This window comes from Streptomyces sp. NPDC048484 (genome assembly GCF_040651415.1).
Taxonomy (GTDB): domain Bacteria; phylum Actinomycetota; class Actinomycetes; order Streptomycetales; family Streptomycetaceae; genus Streptomyces.
The window spans coordinates 21743-42331 of record NZ_JBEZJY010000033.1 but is presented as its reverse complement, the minus strand read 5'-3'; the positions used below and the strand labels follow the sequence as shown (position 1 = coordinate 42331).

At 66.6% G+C, this 20589-nt stretch carries 19 protein-coding genes and 1 pseudogene; 9 read left to right on the top strand and 11 right to left on the bottom strand.

What is annotated here, in order from left to right; all coding sequences use genetic code 11:
- Positions 1–93 precede the first annotated feature (93 nt).
- On the top strand, positions 94–1002 hold the full coding sequence (locus AB0D14_RS29775) for a phosphatase PAP2 family protein (RefSeq protein ID WP_362785173.1): 909 nt from the start codon (positions 94–96) through the stop codon (positions 1000–1002).
- 106 nt (positions 1003–1108) lie between these two features.
- Here the strand turns inward: AB0D14_RS29775 and AB0D14_RS29770 are convergent, their stop codons facing one another.
- Together AB0D14_RS29770 and AB0D14_RS29765 are read right to left on the bottom strand one after the other, a co-directional pair.
- Entirely contained in the window at positions 1109–4114 is a 3006-nt protein-coding gene (locus AB0D14_RS29770; RefSeq protein ID WP_362785171.1) for a bifunctional [glutamine synthetase] adenylyltransferase/[glutamine synthetase]-adenylyl-L-tyrosine phosphorylase, read from the bottom strand.
- Positions 4115–4232: 118 nt separating this feature from the next.
- Positions 4233–5150 carry an NAD(P)-binding domain-containing protein gene (locus AB0D14_RS29765; RefSeq protein ID WP_362785168.1) on the bottom strand — a complete coding sequence of 306 codons (918 nt, stop codon included), beginning with the start codon at positions 5148–5150 and terminating at the stop codon, positions 4233–4235.
- A gap of 82 nt (positions 5151–5232) precedes the next feature.
- Between AB0D14_RS29765 and AB0D14_RS29760 the strand changes: the two genes are divergently transcribed.
- Both AB0D14_RS29760 and AB0D14_RS29755 read left to right on the top strand, forming a co-directional pair.
- A complete protein-coding gene (locus AB0D14_RS29760; protein ID WP_362785166.1) occupies positions 5233–5622 on the top strand; it encodes a helix-turn-helix domain-containing protein in 390 nt (129 codons plus the stop codon).
- A gap of 97 nt (positions 5623–5719) precedes the next feature.
- Positions 5720–6157, top strand: a complete 438-nt coding sequence (locus tag AB0D14_RS29755; RefSeq protein ID WP_362785163.1) for a VOC family protein — start codon at positions 5720–5722, stop codon at positions 6155–6157.
- A 15-nt stretch (positions 6158–6172) separates the two neighbouring features.
- Here the strand turns inward: AB0D14_RS29755 and AB0D14_RS29750 are convergent, their stop codons facing one another.
- The 4 genes from AB0D14_RS29750 to AB0D14_RS29735 form a co-directional block, all read right to left on the bottom strand.
- The gene (locus tag AB0D14_RS29750; RefSeq protein ID WP_362785161.1) at positions 6173–7102 is read right to left on the bottom strand and encodes a hypothetical protein; all 930 of its coding nucleotides are present in this window, start codon (positions 7100–7102) and stop codon (positions 6173–6175) included.
- Positions 7103–7107: 5 nt separating this feature from the next.
- Positions 7108–8235 carry an NlpC/P60 family protein gene (locus AB0D14_RS29745; protein WP_362785158.1) on the bottom strand — a complete coding sequence of 376 codons (1128 nt, stop codon included), beginning with the start codon at positions 8233–8235 and terminating at the stop codon, positions 7108–7110.
- Positions 8236–8415: 180 nt separating this feature from the next.
- On the bottom strand, positions 8416–8661 hold the full coding sequence (locus tag AB0D14_RS29740; protein WP_362785156.1) for a DUF397 domain-containing protein: 246 nt from the start codon (positions 8659–8661) through the stop codon (positions 8416–8418).
- On the bottom strand, positions 8658–9521 hold the full coding sequence (locus tag AB0D14_RS29735) for a helix-turn-helix transcriptional regulator (protein WP_362785154.1): 864 nt from the start codon (positions 9519–9521) through the stop codon (positions 8658–8660). Before AB0D14_RS29735 ends, AB0D14_RS29740 begins: the two co-directional genes overlap by 4 nt.
- A gap of 156 nt (positions 9522–9677) precedes the next feature.
- On the opposite strand from AB0D14_RS29735, the gene AB0D14_RS29730 reads away from it, so the two are divergent.
- A complete protein-coding gene (locus AB0D14_RS29730) occupies positions 9678–10145 on the top strand; it encodes an ATP-binding protein (RefSeq protein ID WP_362785151.1) in 468 nt (155 codons plus the stop codon).
- Positions 10146–10290: 145 nt separating this feature from the next.
- Here the strand turns inward: AB0D14_RS29730 and AB0D14_RS29725 are convergent, their stop codons facing one another.
- From AB0D14_RS29725 to AB0D14_RS29715, 3 genes are all read right to left on the bottom strand, one after another.
- Entirely contained in the window at positions 10291–10710 is a 420-nt protein-coding gene (locus AB0D14_RS29725) for a nuclear transport factor 2 family protein (RefSeq protein WP_362785148.1), read from the bottom strand.
- An 87-nt stretch (positions 10711–10797) separates the two neighbouring features.
- A complete protein-coding gene (locus AB0D14_RS29720; RefSeq protein WP_362785145.1) occupies positions 10798–11604 on the bottom strand; it encodes an MBL fold metallo-hydrolase in 807 nt (268 codons plus the stop codon).
- Between the two features lie 73 nt (positions 11605–11677).
- Positions 11678–12298, bottom strand: coding sequence for a DsbA family protein (locus AB0D14_RS29715; protein ID WP_362785142.1), 621 nt, complete (start codon positions 12296–12298; stop codon positions 11678–11680).
- Between the two features lie 173 nt (positions 12299–12471).
- Between AB0D14_RS29715 and AB0D14_RS29710 the strand changes: the two genes are divergently transcribed.
- Positions 12472–12993 carry a MarR family transcriptional regulator gene (locus tag AB0D14_RS29710; RefSeq protein WP_362785140.1) on the top strand — a complete coding sequence of 174 codons (522 nt, stop codon included), beginning with the start codon at positions 12472–12474 and terminating at the stop codon, positions 12991–12993.
- Between the two features lie 126 nt (positions 12994–13119).
- On the opposite strand, the pseudogene AB0D14_RS29705 reads toward AB0D14_RS29710, so the two are convergent.
- Positions 13120–13206, bottom strand: a pseudogene (locus AB0D14_RS29705) (glutamine synthetase); the annotation flags it as partial.
- A 232-nt stretch (positions 13207–13438) separates the two neighbouring features.
- On the opposite strand from AB0D14_RS29705, the gene AB0D14_RS29700 reads away from it, so the two are divergent.
- The 4 genes from AB0D14_RS29700 to AB0D14_RS29685 all read left to right on the top strand — a co-directional run bounded on the left by AB0D14_RS29700 (position 13439) and on the right by AB0D14_RS29685 (position 19198).
- A complete protein-coding gene (locus AB0D14_RS29700; protein ID WP_362785137.1) occupies positions 13439–13840 on the top strand; it encodes a hypothetical protein in 402 nt (133 codons plus the stop codon).
- A gap of 22 nt (positions 13841–13862) precedes the next feature.
- Positions 13863–16958: an FxSxx-COOH system tetratricopeptide repeat protein gene (fxsT, locus tag AB0D14_RS29695; RefSeq protein ID WP_362785134.1), complete on the top strand. Its 3096-nt coding sequence runs from the start codon at positions 13863–13865 to the stop codon at positions 16956–16958.
- A 444-nt stretch (positions 16959–17402) separates the two neighbouring features.
- Positions 17403–18638 carry a helix-turn-helix domain-containing protein gene (locus tag AB0D14_RS29690; protein ID WP_362785131.1) on the top strand — a complete coding sequence of 412 codons (1236 nt, stop codon included), beginning with the start codon at positions 17403–17405 and terminating at the stop codon, positions 18636–18638.
- Positions 18620–19198, top strand: a complete 579-nt coding sequence (locus AB0D14_RS29685) for a flavoprotein (protein WP_362785129.1) — start codon at positions 18620–18622, stop codon at positions 19196–19198. The genes AB0D14_RS29690 and AB0D14_RS29685 overlap by 19 nt, the downstream gene beginning before the upstream one ends.
- Positions 19199–19414: 216 nt before the next feature.
- On the opposite strand, the gene AB0D14_RS29680 is transcribed toward AB0D14_RS29685, so the two are convergent.
- A complete protein-coding gene (locus AB0D14_RS29680) occupies positions 19415–19810 on the bottom strand; it encodes a GntR family transcriptional regulator (RefSeq protein WP_362785126.1) in 396 nt (131 codons plus the stop codon).
- Positions 19811–20589 lie beyond the last annotated feature (779 nt).

Here is a 20589-nt window from a genome sequence, read left to right as displayed (position 1 = left end):
AGGGCCGCACCTACTTCAGGCGTAGAACGTGCGTCCAGGACCCACCCGAGGGATGATCGGTGGGGTGAGGCTCATCTGGCAGACTCTGCCCCTATGGGTGAGAGCACCGTGACGGCGTTGGAAGGCCAGGAGCAAAACCCTCCACAGCCCGTCGCGGACGAGGCGAACGGTCGCGTGGGAAACCGTCTCCTGCGGCGGTTGCGTACGCCCCGCCGCCCTCGGCTCTGGTTCGAGATCCTGCTCATCGCGGTGAGTTACTGGACGTACTCCCTGGTCCGTAACGCCGTTCCGGAGCAGCGGGCCCAGGCCCTGGAGAACGCCGACTGGATCTGGCGGACGGAGCACAGTCTCGGCATCGCCGTGGAGGAATCCGTCAACCACGCCGTCAACTCGGTGTCTTGGCTGATCGTCGGCATGAACTACTACTACGCGACGCTCCACTTCGTGGTGACCCTCGGTGTCCTGGTGTGGCTCTACCGCAGCCACCCGGGACGCTACGCGGCGACGCGCATGGTCCTCTTCGCCACTACAGGTGTGGCCCTGGTCGGTTACTACCTGTATCCACTGGCCCCGCCGCGCCTGATGAACGGCAACGACTTCATCGACACGGTCGTGGTGCACCAGACCTGGGGCTCCATGGCCTCCGGCGACCTGAAGACCATGTCGAACCAGTACGCCGCGATGCCGTCCATGCACATCGGCTGGTCCCTCTGGTGCGGCCTCACGATCTTCGCGCTGGCCTCGGTCCCCTGGGTGCGGGTCCTGGGCCTGCTCTACCCCACGGCGACCCTGGTGGTCATCGTCGCCACGGCCAACCACTTCTGGCTGGACGCGGTGGGCGGAATGGCGTGCCTGGCGTTCGGCTTCGCGGTGGCGAGGCTCTGGTACGGCGCCTTGCCGTACATGCTTCCCCAGCTGGTCCCGGCGAAGGCCGAGGGCAAGGGCAAGACCAAGGCTTCGGCGCGGGGCAAGGACAGCCCGCTGCTGCCGAACAAGGCCTGAGCGCCGGGCCCGCCGGTCGGCGGGTCGGTCGGCGGGTCGGTCGGCGGGTCGGTCGGCGGGTCGGTCGGCGGGTCGGTCGGTCAGCGGGCCGGCAGCCCTTCCGGCGTCACGCCCCGTAGAACAACTCGTCCACCACGGCGCGAGCCCGCCGGGTCGTCCGCCGATAGTCGTCGAGCATGTCGCCCGCGTGCCCGGCCCCGTACCCCAAGTACCGCCCCACGGCAGCCTGTTCCCGCCCGTCGGACGGAAACGTGTCCCCCGCCCGCCCCCGCACCAGCATCACGGCGTTCCGCACCCGGGTGGCGAGCACCCAGGCCTCGTCCAGCGTCGCGGCGTCCTCCCCGGAGATCAGCTGGGCCGCACACGCGGCGGCCAGCGCCTCGCGCGTACGGGTGGTCCGCAGCCCCGGCTCCGCCCACCCGTGCCGCAGCTGGAGCAACTGCACGGTCCACTCCACGTCGGACAGCCCGCCCCGCCCCAGCTTGGTGTGCAGCGTCGGATCGGCCCCGCGGGGCATCCGCTCGGACTCCATCCGGGCCTTCAGCCGCCGGATCTCCCGCGCGGCGTCGTCCCCGAGCCCCTCCACCGGGTACCGCAACGGATCGGCGAGGTCGAGGAACCGCCGCCCCAACTCCTCGTCCCCGGCGACGACTTCGGCCCGCAGCAGCGCCTGCGACTCCCACCCCAGCGACCACCGGCGGTAGTAGGCCTCGTAGGACTTCAACGTCCGTACGAGCGGCCCCGACTTGCCCTCGGGCCGCAGATCGGCGTCGATCAGCAGCGGCGGATCGGCACTGGAGATCTGCAGCAGCCTGCGCATCTCGGAGACGATGGAGCTGGCGGCCCGGGCGGCCTCCTCCTCGCCCGCGCCCTCCCGGGGCTCGTGCACGAACAGCACGTCCGCGTCGGACCCGTAACCCATCTCGTGGCCCCCGAACCGCCCCATGCCGATGACGGCGAAGCGCGTGGGCGGTGTCTCGCCCCAGCCGTCCCGGACGACGGCCCGCAGGGTGCCGGCGAGCGTCGCCGCCGTCAGGTCCGAGATGGCGCTCCCGACCAGGTCCACCAGCGCGCCCTGGTCGGGGTTGGCCGGCGTCTCCTCGGTGCCGTACGAGCTGACGATGTCGATGGCGGCCGTACGGAACAGCTCCCGCCGCCGTACGCCACGCGCGGCGGTGACCGCGGTTTCGCCCGTGCCGGCCCGTCCCACCGCGGAGAGGATCTCCTGCTCCAGCTGGGCCCGGGTACGGGGTACGAGCCCGCCGCTGGTCCCGTTCCCGAGCAGGGCCACGGCTTCGGGCGCCCGCATCAGCAGGTCGGGCGCGAGCCGTCCGGCGGACAGTACCCGGGCGAGGTTCTCGGCGGCGGTGCCCTCGTCCCGCAGCAGCCGCAGGTACCAGGGTGTCTTCCCCAGCGCGTCCGAGACCTTACGGAAGTTGAGCAGCCCCGCGTCCGGGTTCGCGGAATCGGCGAACCAGCTCAACAGGACGGGCAGCAGGGTCCGTTGGATGGCGGCCTTGCGGGAGACACCGGAGGCCAGCGCCTCCAGGTGCCGCAGCGCGGCGGCGGGGTCCGCATACCCCAGGGCGACCAGCCGTTCGCGCGCCGCTCCCGGACTCAACCGGTTCTCGTCCGGCCCGAGTTGGGCGACGGCGTCGAGCAGTGGCCGGTAGAAGAGCTTCTCGTGCAGCCGCCGCACCGCACCGGCATGCCGTTTCCACTCACGGTTCAGCGCGGTGACGGGATCGTTCCGCAGCCCGAGCGACCGTCCGAGACGTCGCAGGTCGGCCTCGTCCTGGGGTACGAGATGGGTGCGCCGCAGCCGGAAGAGCTGTATGCGGTGCTCCATGGACCGCAGGAACCGGTAGGCCTCGTCGAACTGCACGGCGTCGACGCGTCCCACGTAGCCGCCCGCGGCCAGCGCCTTCAGGGCGGCCAGTGTGGTTCCGCTGCGCAACGACGTGTCGACGCGACCGTGCACCAACTGCAGCAGTTGCACGGCGAACTCGACGTCCCGCAGCCCACCGGGGCCGAGCTTCAGCTCACGCTCGATCTCGGCGGGCGGAATGTTCTCGACGACCCGCCGCCGCATCTTCTGCACGTCGGCGACGAAGTTGTCCCGCTCGGCGACCTGCCACACCAGCGGTGCCAGGGTGGAGACGTAACTCTCCCCCAGCTCGGCGTCCCCCGCGACGGGCCGTGCCTTCAACAGGGCCTGGAACTCCCAGGTCTTGGCCCAGCGCTGGTAGTAGGCGAGGTGGCTGCTGAGCGTCCGCACGAGCGGCCCGTTGCGCCCCTCGGGCCGCAGATTGGCGTCGACGGGCCAGATGGACCCCTCGACGGTGGTCTCGGAGCAGATCCGCATCAGATGGGCCGCGAGCCGGGTGGCGGCCCGCAGGGCCTTGTCCTCGTCGGCTCCGTCGGTTCCGTCGGAGGCTTCCCCGACGAAGATGACATCGACGTCGGACACGTAGTTCAGCTCATGGCCGCCGCACTTGCCCATCGCGATCACCGCGAGCCGGCACATCGCGGCGTCCTCGGGCGCGGCGGCCTGGGCGAGGGAGAGCGCGGCCCGCAGCGTCGCGGTCGCGAGGTCGGCGAGCTCCGCGGCGACCTGCGTGACGTCGATGGTCCCGCACACGTCCCGGGCGGAGATGGACAGCAGGCACCGCCGGTAGGCGACCCGCAGCGACACGGGGTCGGTGGCCTCGGCGAGACCGCGTTCGAACTCGGTGATGCCGGGGTGCAGATCCTGCGGCTCGTACGTCACGAGGGCCTGCCAGTCGAGCGGGTGGCGCGCGAGGTGGTCGCCGAGCGCGTCGGACGCGCCGAGCACCCCGAGCAGCCGGTCGCGCAGCGGTTTCGCCGCGATCAGCGTGTCGAGCAGTTCCTGCTGCCCGGCGCTGCTCTTCTGCGCCTCGACGATCCGTACGAGCCCCTGCAGCGCCAGATCCGGGTCGGCGGTGGCACCGAGCGCGTCGAGCAGCACCGGGTCGTTCGTCACGGCCGCGAGCTCCGGGCTGTCCAGCAGCCGCTCGGCGGCCGACGGATCGGTGAAACCGTGCCGAAGCAGCCGAGAGAAGGTACTGCTCCTGCGCCCCGGCACCGTCATGCCCGGCCTCGCCTCCGTCATCCCACCCGATCAAGGTCGTACGGCTCTGAGCCTAACCGCAGAGGCCGGGGGAAGCGCTTGGACACGGGTCGGCTGTCTCGGGTCTGGTCTGGTCTGGTCAGCGCGGCGCTCGGATGCCGTCGAGGATGCGGGTCCAGTTGTCCTTGCCGTGTCCGTCCTCGATCGCGCGCCGGTAGTGGGCCTGGACGGCCAGCGGAAGCGCCAGGTCGAGGCCGAGTGACGTGCTGGTCTCGACGATGTGGTCGGACGTCGCACCCATCATGGTGACCGTACTGAGGTCGCCGGGATGCTCTCCGGCGTCCAGCGCGGCGCCGGGGTTCTCTTCGCCGGCCCTCAGCATGGCGCCGATCGAGTCGGCGGTGGTGAGCAGCTCCGGCAGCACTTCCCTGGCCTTCGTTCCCGCGGTACCCAGCATCGCGGTGGCCTGCATCAGTGCGGACAACGTGGTGAGGAACACCGTGAGTTGGGCTTGGTACATCATCTGGGCGAGGCCCGGGTCCTCGCCCAGATACTTCGGCGGGCCGAGCGGTGCCAGCGCCGCCCGGTGGTTCTCCATCACCTGGCCGCGGCCGCTGTAATAGACATGGGCCGCCTCCGTGCCGACCATCGGCGCGGGAACCATGACACCTCCGGTGAGGAAGGCCGCGTCGTGACCCGCCGCCCAGGCCGCTGCCTCGCGTGTGCGGTCGGGGGTGTCGGAGCTCAGGTTGACCAGTGTCCGGCCGGCGAGGGATTCGGCGGCGCCGTCGAGGACGTCGTACATCGCCTGGTAGTCGGTGAGGCTGAGGATCACTAGGTCACTCGCTTCGACCGCCTCGACGGGTGTCGCCGCGAGCGTCGCTCCGTCGGTGACGACGCCGTCGGCCCGACCGGCGCTCCGGTTCCAGACGGTGACCGGGTGACCGGCGGTGAGGAGGGTGCGGGTCATCGCCTGCCCCATCGGGCCGAGTCCGATCACGGTGACAGCGCTGTTCTGCCTGGTGGTGTGGTTGGTGTCGTTCTGTTGTTCGTTCACCCCTCCATGCTCGGAGAGCAGCACTAGGCTGGGAAGTACGCACTATTTTCTGCGGTACTTACCTTTTCGTAAGGGGGCAACGATGGCCAGGGCGCCGAGACGCGGGCCTTACATCTGCGGCATCGACGCCGCGCTCGACGTGGTGAGCGGCAAGTGGAAGGGCCTGATCCTCTGGGAACTCGACGCCTATGGCGTACGCCGCTTCGCCGAGCTTCGTCGCGGTCTGCCGGGAGTGAGCGAGAAGATGCTGACGCAGCACCTGCGTGAGATGGAGGAGGACGGTCTCGTCCACCGGGAGGTCTATGCCGAGGTGCCGCCGCGGGTGGAGTACTCGCTGACCGAGCACGGGCGCACGCTCAACCAAGCGCTCGGGCCGCTCGGCGCCTGGGGGCTTGAGCGGACACGCCGCGAACGCTCCGAAACGGTCGCCGCGGCCGAATCGGTCGCCGCAACCGAGCCCTCACACGCCTGAGCAGTTCGGACACGGGCCCCAAGAGAGCCCTCGTGTACATACAGATCGCGTACATACGCGCGTACCTACGGATCGCGCACGACGAAGGAGTCGTTCCATGGACATGGCCCTTGAAGTGATCGTACTGCCGGTCGCCGACATCGACCGGGCGAAGGCCTTCTACCAGGACAAGGTGGGCTTCCACGTCGACCTCGACGCGGAGGTGATGCCGGGCGCCCGCGTGGTCCAGCTGACGCCCCCCGGCTCCGGCTGTTCGATCGCCCTCGCCAAGGGGATACCCAACCCGTCAGGGACCCCGCAGCCGGGCACCTACCACGGCATGCAACTGGTCGTCGCGGACGCCAAGGCCGCGTACGAGGAACTGACCGCGCGGGGCCTGGAACTCAGCGAGCCCGCCCAGTACACCCCCCAGGACGGCGGCACGTTCATGCACTTCACCGACCCGGACGGCAACGGCTGGGCCATCCAGGAGTACCGCGAGCGGGCCGCGAAGCCCCTGCACCGGCTGCTGACGGAACAGGCGGAGCAGCAGTAACCCGCGTAACCCGTTCTAGGGTTTCTCGGGTGATGACCCGGCGGCCCGGCCTGCCCGCCGGGTGAAACGCCGCAGGCCCCGTCGCGTGGGCTTGAGGGGCTTGTCCTCGGGCGCGAGTGGCCCCGGCCCCTGGCCCGCGGTCAGGGCCGGTACCGCGGCCGGGGCCGGTACGGGCCGTGCGCCCTGTTGGAGCCGGCTCCGGACGGTCTGGGCCATGGCCTGGTGGGACGGTTCCACCAACAGGCCCTCCGCGGACAGCCGCGCCCACATGTGCAGCAGTTCCTGTCCCCGGGTGGCCACCTGCCCCTCGTCCAGCAGCCGCTGCCATGCCGCGGTGGCGCGCGCCACATCGGGCGCCGCCCGGTTCAGGTCGGTGCGGCAGCGGATGCGTGCGACGGTCAGCGCGAGGGTGATGGAGAGCATGTAGTCGTCGCGCAGATACGCGAGGTACGCCTCGATCGCCCGCGCCTCCAGCGAGAGTTCGTCCTCCGCGCCCCTGCGCAGCGTGAGGTGTTCCCGCAGCGCGCTGGCGAGGACGAACGCGGCGTGCAGCTCCTCGTGCTGCGCGTGCTGGATGATGCGCTCGACGCGGGCGAGCGGCGGGAACGCCTCCTCTTCCGCGGCGGTGCGTTCGAGGCCGGGAGGCAGGTCGTCCTCCTCGGCGATGGTCCGGCTCGAACCGTCGGGGTACACCCGCAGGCGCGCCACCTGCATCACGGTGCGGTCGATGACGGTGGCCGCCACCGGGGCGCCGACGGTGCGGGAGAACATGGCGACGGCGTCGAGGATCGCCTCGTTGGGCGGCCGCCTGCCGCCCATCTGCAGCAGATGGCCGTTGACCACCGTCGACCCGTCCTCAGCCACGTAGGCGTCGAGACGGATCAATGGCGGTGCGCTGAGTACGGGCAGGTTTCCCTGGTCACGGGGGGTCAGAGAGTGGGACATCCTGCTCAGGCTCCTGGTCGGACGACGCCGAGAACGGACATGGAGGCGGCCGGCGCGGTCGTGATCGTGCGTCCGGGCCGCGGGGCGTGGACGATCTTCCCGCCCCCGATGTACATGCCCACGTGCGTGGCGTCGCTGAAGTAGATGATCAAATCACCGGGCCGCGCGGACGACAGGCTGACCCGGGTCACTCCCGCCCACTGCGCCTGCGACGTACGGGGTATGGGGTGGCCCGCCCGTGCCCACGCCACGGAGGTGAGCCCCGAGCAGTCGTACGCCGAGGGGCCCACGGCACCCCACCCGTACGGTTTGCCGATCTGCGCCATCGCGAAGTCGACGGCCTTCGCGGCCGCTCCGGTCGCCTTCGTCCCGCCGCCGGCCGTGCCCGAGCCGGTCCCGGTCGAGGTGCCACCACCGCCACCGCCGCCGCCCGAACCGGATCCCGAACCGGAGCCCGTCCACCTGGACTCGGCCTCCTCCGCCTTCTTCTTCTCCAACTGGGCCAGCTCGCGGGCCTGTTCCTTCTTGAGCCCCGCCTCGATCTGCTCGGCCTCGGCGACCTTCCCCTCGATCTTCTGCTTCGCCTCGGCCTTGTCCGTACGGCTGCTCTTCAGCTCCCGCAGTTCCTTCGCGGCACCGTCGGTCTGCCGGGTCAGCTCCGCGCGGGCGGTTTTCTGCGTCTCGGAGACGTTGACCAGGCTTCGCACGGCCTGGCGGGCCTGGGACGCCTCGTCCAGGGCATGGTCCGGGTGGTCGCCGAGCAGCAACTGAATACCGGTGGCGGCGAGATTGCCCCCGCGGTACTGCGTCCGGGCGGCCGCACCCGAGAGGTCATGCAGATCGTCCACCCGGCTCTGGGTACGGGCCAGCCCCTTGCGGAGCGACGTCAGCCGCTTCTCCTGCTTGGTCGCCTTCTCGTCCGCGGCGTTGTACGCCTCGGTGGCCACCTCCGCCTTGCGGTAGAGGCCTTCCAGTTCGGCGTGGATGTCCTCGATCGACTGGTCGCCCCGCGGTTCGGGGTCGCCCGGGGCCGCGTAACTCGGCCCGGACCCGGCTGTCAGGGCGATCGCTAAGACAAGGGTTGCTATGGTGGCCCGGCTCCGCAGCCGTCTGCCGCCGATCGACACGTTCATCAGCTTCACTCTCAGAGGTCGCGTGCAGGCGGTTCCGACGGACGGCTTGCCCGTCGCGGCCGCCACCGAGGTTCACACGGCGTGCCGTTCAAGTCTCGAACACACTACCGCCCCGCGACCCAATACCCCCTGCGTCCCCTCACATGTCAACCTGCCCGCACGCAACAGTTCCAAGCGATGTCAGCTGTTGGCCGCGTACGTCACGAAGCTGGCCCAGGTCCTTGGGGAGACGGCGAGTTGGGGCCCGCGCGCCATCTTGGAGTCGCGGAGGTGGATGGTGCCGGGGCAGGCGGCCATCTCGACGCAGTCGCCGGAACCGCCACTGCTGTGGCTGGACTTGCGCCAGGAGAGGGCTACCTCGACGCAATCACCAGAACCGCTGCTGCTGTAGCTGCTCTTGAACCAGTTCAGCTCTGTGGCGCTCATACCGCTCCTCGCATCCGCTGCAACAAGGCCCGAGAGTCACTCAAGGAGAAGGCCTGTGAGCGCATCCTGGCATAGCGCATTTGCAGCGTGCTGACCACCTTGGGATCTGGGATGAACTGCCCGGTCTCCTGCCCCTCGCAGTAACCGAGCCACCTGTTCTCGGGGGTCTCCAGCAGTTGCATGGAGCCGTGCAGGCCAGCATGGTTCTCCTGCACCTGCGGCATCACCTGAACCTCAACATTCCGCAGTTCCGCCAGCTCCGCCACATGGTCGATCAACTCCCGCGTGACCTCTGCCCCACCCGTCCGCCGGAGGAACAGATGCTCCTCCAGGATGAAGCTGAACGCCGTGTTCGGCCGCTCCCGCAGCAGCCGCTGCCGTTCCGCCCGCGCCGCCCACTGGGCCTCGATCTGGTCATCGCACAAGGGCGGCAGTTGGTTCACGAACAGCGTGCGCGCATACGCCTCTGTCTGCAACAACCCCGGGATCAACCGACACTCGTACGTATAGAGACTTACCGCCTCCGCCTCCAGCCGCGCCCATTGCCGGAACCAACTGGCCAGCCCGGGCTGGCGCGACAGATGCCGAGCCGCCCCCCGCAGCGCGCCGAACGCGTCGAGCGCTTCCTCCGCCCGCTCCACGAACTCCGACGTCGGGAAGCGGCGACCCTGCTCGATGGACGCCACCGTGGGCACCGAATACCGCACCCTCGGCGCGAACTCCTCCTGCGTCAGGCGCGCCCGTTTCCGGAAGGCTTTGACGACCTCGCCGAACGTCTTGAGGCTGTCGGAAACCTCCGGCTCCCCGCCACTGCCACCGCAACCCAGGGCACCCGCCCCACCACCCGTACCGTCGACCATGCCAGGACCTCCGTTCACCCACGCCCCTCAACGCCGCCAACTCACCCATGGTCACGGACGGTTACCCCCACTGTCCATTCCGTGAACCCGTACGCTGCGCCCGCGTACGGGTGGCTGACCTGGTGAACTGGGCAAGGAGCGCCAGAGATTGAGGTCATGAGCCCAACTGCCCCCCACCGAACCCCGGTTACCGTACGTATGTTCACCCAGCGGTTCAGCTCCACTCCGCTGGGCGCCCGCCTCGCCCGGCAGCTCGCGCTGTACCGGATGCACCGCTGGGGCATCCCGTACGGATCCGCGGCCTCCGACAACGCCGCACTCCTCGTCGCGGAGCTGGCGGCGAACGCCGTCACACACGGCCGCGTACCGGGACGCGACTTCGAACTCGCACTCACGCTGCGCGGGGAGGCACCGCCCGGCGCCGCGCGCCTACTCCGCATCGACGTCTCCGACACGCGCGGCGAGTGCCGTCCGCCCTGCCCCGGGACGCTCGCCGCCCCGGACAGCTCGGCCGTTGCAGGCCGGGGCCTGCTGCTCGTCGAGGCGCTGGCCGACCGGTGGGAGATCCTGGACCGGGTACCGACCGGCAAGACCGTACGCGCCGAGCTGGTTCTGCCGTACTGACGAGTCCGGGATCTGATGCCGTCCCACAGCACACCGGTTATTGGTTTGTGCGCGGCTTGCAGCGGCCGCAGACAGAGACGCTGTCGGACAACACCGCGATGCTCCGTGGGCCTGGCCCGGACCGGTTCTGTGTGGTGAGGGGGCGTCAGACTGTCATGGCTTCGCGGACCTGCGCGGTGTCCACGAACTGTTCGAAGCGGACGATGCGGCCGCCGCGGACGATGAAGTGGTGGGCGACGCGGACGTTGATGTTCTTGCCGGTGGCCTTGTTGGTGGCGGTGTAGCGGGCCAGCACCACGACGTTCTCGCCGTCGACGACATAGGTGTCGTCGTGGGCGGTCCAGTTGTCCCACTCCTTGACCAGCTGCTCCATCACGTTGGCGGTGACGCCGTCGGGCGTGCGGTAGGTGCCGGCCAGCGGGAAGCCGGCCATCTCGGTCCATTCCACGTCGTCGGCCAGCGTGGCCCGCAGGGCTTCGAGATCGCCGTGCGCCGAGGCGAGGTATTGGCGACGCACCACGTCTGCGGGAACGGCGGAGGTGTCGAAGTCGGCTGTCGCGTTCATGATGGTGGCCTTTCTGTGGAACGTCAGGGCAGTTCGGGGACAGCAGAGGAGGGCACCGGCGCCCGCACCGGCCGCGGCAAGTGGTGGTCAGCCCCAGGTCATCTCGCCCTTGGCGACCTTGGCGCCGAGCTGGGCGGCGATGAGCATCCCGGAGTCCGGGTAGCGGGCGACCAGGGCCTTGGTCAGCGCCTCGCCGCTGTCGGCCTTGTCGAGCTCGGCCTCGAACGCGATGAGGTAGTCACGGGTGTAGGCGATCGGGCTCGCGTCGACCGTGTCGGCGGGCAGGCGGTGTCCGGGGACGGCGAAGGCGGGGTCCAGGGCTGTCATCTCGTCGAGCAGTTCGATCCATACGGCGCGCGACTCGGGCGTGGCGGTATCGGCGACCCAGACGTGCTCGTTCTGGAAGAGCAGGACGCCGGCGACGACGGCCCGGTGCTCGGCCTGCCACAGGTAGTGCCGGTCGGGCAGACCGGAGTGCCCGCCCTTGAGGTGGAAGACATGGCCCTCGAAGGTGATGTCGCCGGTCAGGTCGGTCAGCTCGACCAGCCGGGTGGGGCGGTTGACGCCGACCGGCTCCCAGGCCTTGAGCTTGCCCTCGTAGGCAGCCCTGATGTGCTCGATGACCAGCGGGGTGGCGACGAGTTCGGCCTCGGGGAAGGCGTCGGCGACGACCTCGGCGCCCCAGTAGAAGTCGGGGTCGGCGTGGCTGACGAAGACCTTGGTCAGCGTCTTGCCGGAGTCGAGGATCTCCGCGACCAGACGGTGGCCGTCGGCGCGGGTGAAGCCGGCGTCGATCAGGAACGCCTGCTCCTCGCCGGTGATCAGGGTGGCGGTCTTGTTCTTCGAGCCGACGGGGAAGTCCAGGTCGATGACCTTGAAGTCGAGCGTGCTCATGGTGATTCCTTCGCAGGAGGAGAGGAAGGGATGGTGTGCGGTGAAGAGGGTGCGAGGAGGAGAGGAGGAGCGGTCAGCGCGTGGCCGTGAGGGCGTCCATACGCTGCTCGGTCTCGTCGACGCCCGCGTGGCCGACGGCCAGGACCGCGGTGCGGGCGCCCTGGACGGCCAGCAGGGTGGGATAGCTCTGGACGCCCAGCTGGGCCGCACGTGCGAAGTCGTCCTTCGCGGCGGCGGCCGAACCCGGTGAGGTGAACGCGCCGACGACGGTGTCCGGGGCCAGGCCGGCCGCTTCGGCGACCGCGCGGTAGGTCGCCGGATCGGACAGGCTCATGCCGTCCACGTAGAACGCGTGCTGCAGTGCCGTGGTCAGTTCCACAGTGCGGTCGGGCGCGGTCTGCCGCAACGCGGCCACACCCCGCGCGGCAGCCTCCGAGTCCATCACGAACGAACCGTCTGCGATCAGCCGCTCGTATCCGGCCCCGAAGCCGACCCCGGTCGACTCGCTGATCTTGGCGTTGGCGCCCTGGACGTACCCGAACTCCCGGACCGGCACCCGGCGCCTGCCGGTGAACAGACCGCCGGACACCACCTCCACGTCCAGGTCGGGATGGCGGCGAACGAGTTCGGTCAGCGTCGGCGCGAAGCCGTACGACCAGCCGCAGTAGGCATCGAAGACGTAGATGAGCTTCATGAGGCTCTGCCTCCCAGTAGTGGACCCCGCCCCGCCTTGCGCGGGCCTTTTGCCTGACACAACAGTATCTGTCTTGTCAGGTATTCCCGCGATGAGATTCTTCGACGGGGCAGGTGGACCGGTACGGCTCGCCTTTCGCCACGGGGGATCATGAGCAGCGGCGCGTCTGCGCCATGACCGAGGTGAGAAAGGGTGGGGCGGTGGCACGGGACGAGCAGATCGCTACGGCCGAGCAGGCGGCGAACGACGAGCTGGTGCTGGCGTTCGGCTGGCTACAGGGAGCCGCGAACCGGCTGGAGTACATCCTGGGGCGGGCCCTTGAGGAGAAATGCGGGATCAGCCACCTGATGTTCGAGGTACTGCTGATCCTGGGCCGGGCCGGCGGGCGGGGAATTCCGATGAGCTCCCTCGCCCGGGAGCGGGTCCTCACCACGGGTGGGGCGACACGGCTGGTGGACCGGATGGAAGTGGCGGGACTGGTGACCCGCGACGAGAATCCGGGCGATCGCCGAGGACGGCTGGTCAGCCTGACGCAACTGGGAGAGGAGGTCGTGGTGCGGGCGGCCCGTATACACGCGGAGAACGTGCAGCAGTTCCTCCTCGACCCGTTGCCCGCAGCACATCGGGAGCAGTTCGCCCTCGACCTGCGGACGGTGAGCTGGGCGGCGCGCGACGCACTCCCCCGCCTGCACTGAGCCGCTCCGGGACACCGCCGGCTCCGGCTCCGCAGACGGCCCGCCCCGGAAAACAGCCCGGGGCCGACGGCAGGTGACCGTCGACCCCAAGAATCGCAGTGGCGGCATTCCCGCCATGACCTGCGCTTACAGCACCGGCAGGTTCTTCCGCAGCTCGAACGCCGTCACCTCGGAGCGGTACTCCTCCCACTCCTGGCGCTTGTTGCGGAGGAAGTGGCGGCGGCCCGGAGCGACCTCGCGCGATCGACGTCGACGCAGCGCTGGCCTCTGTTCGGACGGTTGTCATTGGTCGTTGTTGGTCACTGTGGGCCGCCCTTGGACGGCCCACAGACGGCCCCACAACGGGCCGGTTCCTTCACTCAGCCACGGAAGTGACTGTGCAGCAACTAGGCTCGCAATTAGGTGAGAGCCGAACCCCCTGTTCGCGGTCGTGAGAGGTATATGTATGGACCCGCTCGCAGTGTCCGCCGAGGTCACGCCGTACGTCACCGCCGCAGTTGCGGCGTACGGAACGGCAGTGCTGACACGGGCGCAAGACGCTACGGCAGACGCCACAGTCGCCCTGGGGCAACGCCTCTTGTGGCGCATGCTGGGCAGGCGTGAAGATTCCACACCGCTGACAGCCGCAGTGGAGGACTTGGCGGTGAACCCTGGAGATAGCGACGCAGAGGCGGCGCTGCGTATGCAGATCCGAAAGGTGATCACCGACGACGCTGCGCTCTTCCGGGAACTGGCAGCCATGGTGCGAGCCTCCGGCATAGCTATCACCGCATCCGGGGAACGCTCAATCGCTGCGCACACTATCCACGGCGGAGCCAGTACCGGGGACACAACTCCCAGGCCATGAAATAGGAGAGGCGACCGAAAGCGTGGAACGCCACTACCAGATCGAAGCAGCAGGTTCCCGTTCCATAGCGGCGGAGAATATCCACGGAGACGCCGTCGTGACGACGATACTTCAACCCAGCACGCTTCCTGCTCCTTCTGAGATTTCAGCAGCTCGCGGCCTTAATAATCTCCCACAACCGGCGAATCCGCGCTTCGTTGGACGTGCAAGCGAACTCGCCCGCCTCGAAGCTGCAATGAAGTCCGGGGCGGGAGTAATAACTCAGACCGTCCACGGCTTAGGCGGAGTGGGAAAAAGTTCCCTAGCCCTGCAGTACGCTCATCGGCACCGCGAAGAATACTCGCTCGTTTGGTGGATTCCAGCAGATAATTCCGATTCAATCGCAACCGGCCTTGGATCACTAGCTACACATCTCAGCCCGAGCCTAAGCTCTATGCCCACAAAAGGGAATTCGCATTACGAATGGGCAATCAACTGGCTGCAATCACATACCGACTGGCTTCTCATATTTGACAACGCTAGCGATCCGCGTGACCTCTCTCCAGTAATTGGACGCCTCCGGAATGGGCATCACCTCATTACCACTCGGCTGGCTACCGGTTGGCACCATTTAACTACACGGCCGTTGCGTCTAGATGTTCTTCCACCTGAGGCCGCTCTAGAGCTCCTGCTGAGCATTACAGAAGAAGAGGGGGAGCTCGCGCGCTCGGCAGCGGAGAAACTGGCCGAAGAGCTCGGCTTCCTACCACTGGCAGTCGAGCAAGCGGCCGCCTACATTCACCAGAACGCCCTCAGCAGTAGCCAATACCTCGATCTGCTTCACAAATATCCGTCTCGAATGTTCGCGACTCCTGCAGGAAGCGGCGAACATGAAAGAACCGTTGCTCGCGTTTGGCACTTGACTCTCAAAGCAATCGGTGAGTCTAGTCCCCTTGCAGTTCGAATACTGCGCCTACTGGCATGGTTCGCTCCCGATAACATCCCTCGCGATCTAGTAATTGGGTTCCATAGCGACCCGCTGTCAACTGCGGAAGCCCTAGGCCTCCTCAACGCATATAGCATGATCACAATGGATAGGGACTTCATCAGCCTCCATAGGCTGGTCCAAGCGATTACTCGCACACCCGACGGTGATGGCGACTCCGAGGCAATCGGCAGCTTGCATCGATCTGCGGCGGAACTACTCAGGGAGGCGCTTCCAGGCGACCCAATTAACAACGTGGATGGTTGGCCACGCTGGAGAGAATTGGCATCGCACGCCGAATCCCTCCTGTCACTGACGTCACCAGATCTGTACGGCCCGGAAGTTCTTGACGTCACTTCTGAGTACGGGATGTTCCTAAGCGGACAGAATCAAGGAACGTCTGCCCTATCGAAGGCTGCATTGTCAGTTGACATAGCAGAAACACTCTACGGTGACTCACACCCCACGACACTTTCCATGCGGAACGGGCTAGCCAATATTTATGCCTACTTGAGGATGACCAAAGAGGCACTAGAAATACACCAGGGCGTACTGGTCGACAGAGAGCGGCTCCTGGGAACTCTGCACCCCGACACCCTAGCGACGCGCAATAACTTGGCTAATTCATATCTTATTGACGGCAACAGCAGGCTGGCTCACCAAATTCTGCAGGAAGTGGTGCGAGGCAGAGAGTACGCACTAGGGTCGGATCATCCAGACACTCTTGCGTCCCGTAATACCCTCGGAAACTCTTACCGAAATATCGGCCAACCACATAAGTCCGTGAGCATTCTAAAAGATGTAGTTTCCGATCGCGAGCGCGTGCTAGGAAAAACGAACAGAGTAACCCTTACATCGAAATACAACCTTGCTCACTCCCATGCAAGAGCGGGACAGTATGAGGAATCCTTTCAACTCATGCGGACCGTGTATCAAGAACGCATTGGTCTTCTTGGCGCCCGCCACCGCGACACCATTTCCGCATCATTTTACCTTGTTGATCTGATGAAAATATTAGGTAAACCAGGGGAGGTGATGGAAGTAATTGAAACAATACTGGAAGATCTCGGAAAAGCGCCTGCGCAGGACGACCCTAACGTATTGCGAATTCGAAAGAAAGTCGCTGACGCTTACCTGAAGATTGGGGAAACGTCAAAGGCGATAGAGGTTCTTGAGGCCCTTGTCGGCAATACAGTGGAGATGGTTGACCTTAGCTCCCCCGAAGCTGTTTCGAGAATCAATGCTCTCGCTCAAGCTTATATGGCGATCGGTGAACACGGACGCTCGGTCGAGATGCTCGCCCCTTTGGTATTGGCAAATCCAGAAATAGAAACAGCCCGTAACCTCCTCATTGACTCGTATCATGCCCGCGGACAGGCGGACAAGGCCGTAGATATTTTCGAGGAACTCGTGAGTCGAAAGGAGCGAGACCTAGGACCTTCCCACCCAGACACTGTAGCGGCGCGAAGTAGGCTGGCTGACTCGTACATGGCTGCCAAGGACTGGGATCGGGCCGTGCAGATACTGCACAGAGTGCTAGTAGATCACGAGCGTTCAGCCGGCGTAAACAGTCGACAAGCGCTAGTGATCCTTAACAAGCTAGCGCAGGTATGTCGATCGGCGACCGATTACGAACAGGAGGTAAAGTTCCTCGAAGAGATCGTGAAGCGTAATCAGAACATGCGGCAAAGCTCCATGGTATTCGACGTGCAGGCGCAGCTAGCTGGAGCGCTACTTAACGCAGGGAAAATCCAAGACGGCATCAGGATGAGAATCGCAGTTACAAAGGGGCTTGAAGAGGTCCACGGAAGAGATGGTCGGCGGGCGATCGACTCACGCTTGACGCTTGCAGATAACTATCTCGAATTCGGTGAGACCGATCGGAGTATCGAGTTGTATGAATCGACCATTTCCAGCTATGAAAGGATACTGGGTAACGACCACAGAGACACCTTGGCAGTTCAACGAAAGCTGGCCAAGACACTCTTGTCCGTAGGCCGCGCCCGTGATGCAGTTGCCCAATTTGAGCGCTTATCTGCTGTTCATGCCCGCCTTGGTAAATCCTCTTCCCGCACAGCCAGTAAAGTTCGAAGGCAGCTGGATGCGGCCCGTGAGGAGCTGTCGAAGATTGATGGCAACAGGAGCGAAGGATAGGCGCATCTTTTCCAGTGAGCGGAGCACACTGGCGGGGTGGTCATCTTTAGGCGACGCGTTTGCTCAGCACATCTATGAAGCGGGGCCCGTTCCCGCCAACCGCAGGCTAGGTCACATCAGCACGCCCACCGTCGGCCGCGGTGAGGATCGCGAGCGACGGCACCAATTGACGATCACTTGCGAGGGCCCATTCCCGCACGCTGGCGCCCGCTCAGAGTCAAGTCATCCTCACAAGCTGCGCTCACCGTTGTCACTCGTGTCCGACTCACGGCGAGCTCATGGCGAAGGGACCCGGACAATGTGTCCGGGTCCCTTCGCCATGAGCCGCTCACCCTTGTTCTGGCTCGGGAACGAACAGGGCCATAGCAGGGCAGGGCCGACTACCTGCCCTATCACAGACTCTGTACCGTGAGATGGGCCCCTACCCGCAGGAGGCAGCAAGTAATGCGTGGTCTAGGAGATCACCTCAGCCTCGGTGAACGCATTGCGTTTTACCGAAAGCGCCGCGGCTACACGCAAGAGGTGCTCGCCGGTCTGGTGGGGCGTAGCACTGACTGGTTGGCGAAGATCGAGACGGGGCGCCGGAAGCCTCCCCGCATCGACATGCTCGCAGAGCTGTCGCGCATCCTACGCGTGCCCCTTGGGGACCTGCTTGGTCAGACGGTGCTCATGGAGGACGAGAAGCAGCAGGACGACGTTCCGGCCGTGCGCGACGCGCTGATGAGCCCGCGCCGGCTGTCTCGTCTACTCTTCGGCCCTGAGGCTGAGGTGCAGCTCCCCACACCAGCGCCCGCGGCCGTGCGTGTGGAGCACGCATGGAACGACTACCAGGGCGGGCGGCTCGGCAGCGTTATCGCCGCGCTTCCCGCGCTCCTCCAGACCGCGCAAGAGCTGGAGGAGCGAGCCGTGCGGCGTGGCGAGGACCGTAGCGACTGCTGGGCAGTGTCGGCCCGTACCCACCACCTCGCAGCGACGACGCTCGCGAAGATCGGCGAATCGGACATCTCATGGCTCGCTGCCGAGCGCGCGATGCGGGCCGCAGACGAGTCTGACGACCCGCTCGTGTTGGCGTCCGCCGCACGGTCCGGCACGCACGCCCTGCTGGCCAACGGCCGATACGACGACGCATTGGAGCTGGGCAACACGGCCGCTGCATGGCTCTCGTCTCAGGTGACCGACAACGACCCCGCGGCACTGAGTTTGCTGGGGATGATCCATCTGCGGGCCGCTGTGGCAGCGGCCCGCCACCAGGACCGGCCCACCGCAACCGGCCTGCTGGATCGAGCCGAGGCGCTCGCAGCTGGCCTAGGCTCGGATGAGAACTACTGGCAGACCTGCTTTGGGCCCACGAACGTCCTGCTTCACCGTCTGTCGGTGGAGCTGGACCTCGACAACGTGTCGTACGTGGTGGAGCACGGCCGGATCGACGTCGACCACATGCCCCAGGAACGCAGCGTGTCGCACCGCATCGACTTCGCACGTGCTCTGTCGCTCAGCGGACAAGGCGACGAAGCGTTTACGGAACTCCGCACGGCTGAGCGCACGTCGCCACAGCTCGTGCGCAACAATCCCAGGGTGCGCGAGACGCTGCGGGACCTAATCAAACAGTCTCCGGTCACCGGTGGCTCGCGTTCGTCCGAGGTGTTCGTGATGGCTCAACGATGCAGGGCGGTGCAGTGAGTTCAGGCAAGCGCGGGGTGCTCGGAGTCGTCGGGTCTGCGGCCGGAGGCGTAGAGGATCTGCGCACTGGCTTGGTTGAGCCCGCGATGGAGCGCGGATGGCAGGTGGCCGTCACTCTGACGCCGACCGCAGGTCAGTGGCTGCGGATGAGTGGCGAGGTCGAGCAGTTGGAGAAGCTGACCGGCATGCCCGTGCGCGATGAACCACGCTTGCCTGGCGAGGCCCGACCGCACCCGCCGGTTGACTGCTACGTGGTAGCTCCAGCGTCAGCCAACATGGTGGCCAAGCTCGCGACGGGCCTGATGGACAACCAGGCGCTGACGCAGGTGGGCGAGGCGATCGGCACTCTCGGTTTGCCCGTCGTCGTCTTCCCTCGGGTGAACGCGGCGCACGCTCGCCACCCGGCGTGGCAGCGCCACATCGAGGCTCTTCGCGCCGGAGGTGTGCACGTCGTCCAGGGCCCGGACGTGTGGCCGCTGTATGAGCCGCGGGAAGCGCCGGCGGGGCGCGTACTCCCATGGTCGACCGTGCTCGACACGGTCGATAAGGCCATCCGATAACGAGTCGTCAACTCTCCTGACCTGCAAGGAAAGAGGACCCGGACAGTCTGTCCGGGTCCTCTGCCGTTCCCGGCTACATGCTCATTGGCATGTCAGGGATCAATGAGCGAAGCGGCGAGCTGGAAGGCATGACTCCTGCTGAACTCGCTTTGATCAAAGCGAGTTTGAGCGAGGCGCGCGTCCAGGTCGAAGGACTGCTGAGGCGCGCGGACGAACTCACGGCGAGGGTGGAGTCTCGCTGCCCACGAGCCGCTCAAGCCGATCTAGACGCTCCCCAAGCAAGTGGAGGGCGTCATGAATCGTGCTGAGCTCTGCCGCCAAAGCGCTGAACGCGGGGCTACTGCCCGGCTCGGTGCCGAGGGGCACAGAAGGATCGCGGACGAACGTTCCGCGGCCCTGCTGAGTGAGAACCAGTCCCTCGTCACGGAGCTGGCCGAACGCGCTCTGAACAGTCATGAGCTGTACGCCAAGTTCCTTGGCGAGCTTGCGAGCGGCTGGGAGCTGGTCCCCCGGCTCGTACTCGCGATCGGGGCCCGTGATCTTCTCGCGGAACTCCGTCGCAATCTCCTTGGCCGTAGGCGTCTGCTTGGGCGCTTCGGGGCTCTGGTCCATGGCATCGAGAGTAACCGGACCTAGGTCAATCTCTGATCCTTCTTCGTATCCTCTTGACAGTCAGATTGACCTAGGTCAATCTGAAGTCAGGCCAGTACAGGGGACCCGGAAGGGCTTCACCGGTTGCGTTCGCAAGTGCTTGACCTGCAAGACCCGGTTTGGGATTGCCCGGCAGGAAGGCGGCTTCGGCCGCACGCCGCGGGCCCTATGCCTGTCGTTCCTTGAGAACTAAACAGCGTGCCTAACTGACGGGGTGTGAGTCCCCGTCCCCGCAGCGGCCCGGGTGACGGCCGATGACGTACCCGATTCCCTCGGCTCGGGACCGGTCCGCCGCGCAACGGCGGACCGGTGAAGCCGTGTGTCCCTGCTCTCTGCGGGAGGTCGGTGTGAACCGACGACATACCCAGGCGCCGCCGGACGGACCGGCCGACGGCGCCCGCGCGAAAGTCCCCGGTCCTTCTGGTCTCGCAGCGCCTCGCGCCGCGGCCGGCTGCCTCTCCCGCCTGTCCGATCTTGCGCTGAGCGCGGGACGTACAGGCGGGAGTGCGGGGAGTCGGACAGAAAGGCTCCACACACAGAGCGGTCCCCCGGGTTGCACCCCGGGGGACCGCGTACAGGCACCTGGTCTGGAGGCACCTGTGATCACCAGTCTGACAGATGCGGAGCGGGCGGAACTGGCCCGTAAGACGGCTGAAGCGAACAAGCGCAGCGCGGACAACGCTCGTGTGCGGGGCGGCCGTTGATGGCCAGCGCTGAGCACGAGAAGACCAAGCCGCCGC

What these genes read in the sequence shown, in the direction of transcription:
- AB0D14_RS29775 (WP_362785173.1), top strand. Translation starts at nt 94, where the DNA reads ATGGGTGAGAGCACCGTGACGGCGTTGGAAGGCCAGGAGCAAAACCCT.
- AB0D14_RS29770 (WP_362785171.1), bottom strand. Translation starts at nt 4,114, where the DNA reads ATGACGGTGCCGGGGCGCAGGAGCAGTACCTTCTCTCGGCTGCTTCGG.
- AB0D14_RS29760 (WP_362785166.1), top strand. Translation starts at nt 5,233, where the DNA reads ATGGCCAGGGCGCCGAGACGCGGGCCTTACATCTGCGGCATCGACGCC.
- AB0D14_RS29755 (WP_362785163.1), top strand. Translation starts at nt 5,720, where the DNA reads ATGGACATGGCCCTTGAAGTGATCGTACTGCCGGTCGCCGACATCGAC.
- AB0D14_RS29750 (WP_362785161.1), bottom strand. Translation starts at nt 7,102, where the DNA reads ATGTCCCACTCTCTGACCCCCCGTGACCAGGGAAACCTGCCCGTACTC.
- AB0D14_RS29745 (WP_362785158.1), bottom strand. Translation starts at nt 8,235, where the DNA reads ATGAACGTGTCGATCGGCGGCAGACGGCTGCGGAGCCGGGCCACCATA.
- AB0D14_RS29740 (WP_362785156.1), bottom strand. Translation starts at nt 8,661, where the DNA reads ATGAGCGCCACAGAGCTGAACTGGTTCAAGAGCAGCTACAGCAGCAGC.
- AB0D14_RS29735 (WP_362785154.1), bottom strand. Translation starts at nt 9,521, where the DNA reads ATGGTCGACGGTACGGGTGGTGGGGCGGGTGCCCTGGGTTGCGGTGGC.
- AB0D14_RS29730 (WP_362785151.1), top strand. Translation starts at nt 9,678, where the DNA reads ATGAGCCCAACTGCCCCCCACCGAACCCCGGTTACCGTACGTATGTTC.
- AB0D14_RS29725 (WP_362785148.1), bottom strand. Translation starts at nt 10,710, where the DNA reads ATGAACGCGACAGCCGACTTCGACACCTCCGCCGTTCCCGCAGACGTG.
- AB0D14_RS29720 (WP_362785145.1), bottom strand. Translation starts at nt 11,604, where the DNA reads ATGAGCACGCTCGACTTCAAGGTCATCGACCTGGACTTCCCCGTCGGC.
- AB0D14_RS29715 (WP_362785142.1), bottom strand. Translation starts at nt 12,298, where the DNA reads ATGAAGCTCATCTACGTCTTCGATGCCTACTGCGGCTGGTCGTACGGC.
- AB0D14_RS29710 (WP_362785140.1), top strand. Translation starts at nt 12,472, where the DNA reads ATGACCGAGGTGAGAAAGGGTGGGGCGGTGGCACGGGACGAGCAGATC.
- AB0D14_RS29700 (WP_362785137.1), top strand. Translation starts at nt 13,439, where the DNA reads ATGGACCCGCTCGCAGTGTCCGCCGAGGTCACGCCGTACGTCACCGCC.
- AB0D14_RS29690 (WP_362785131.1), top strand. Translation starts at nt 17,403, where the DNA reads ATGCGTGGTCTAGGAGATCACCTCAGCCTCGGTGAACGCATTGCGTTT.
- AB0D14_RS29685 (WP_362785129.1), top strand. Translation starts at nt 18,620, where the DNA reads ATGCAGGGCGGTGCAGTGAGTTCAGGCAAGCGCGGGGTGCTCGGAGTC.
- AB0D14_RS29680 (WP_362785126.1), bottom strand. Translation starts at nt 19,810, where the DNA reads ATGGACCAGAGCCCCGAAGCGCCCAAGCAGACGCCTACGGCCAAGGAG.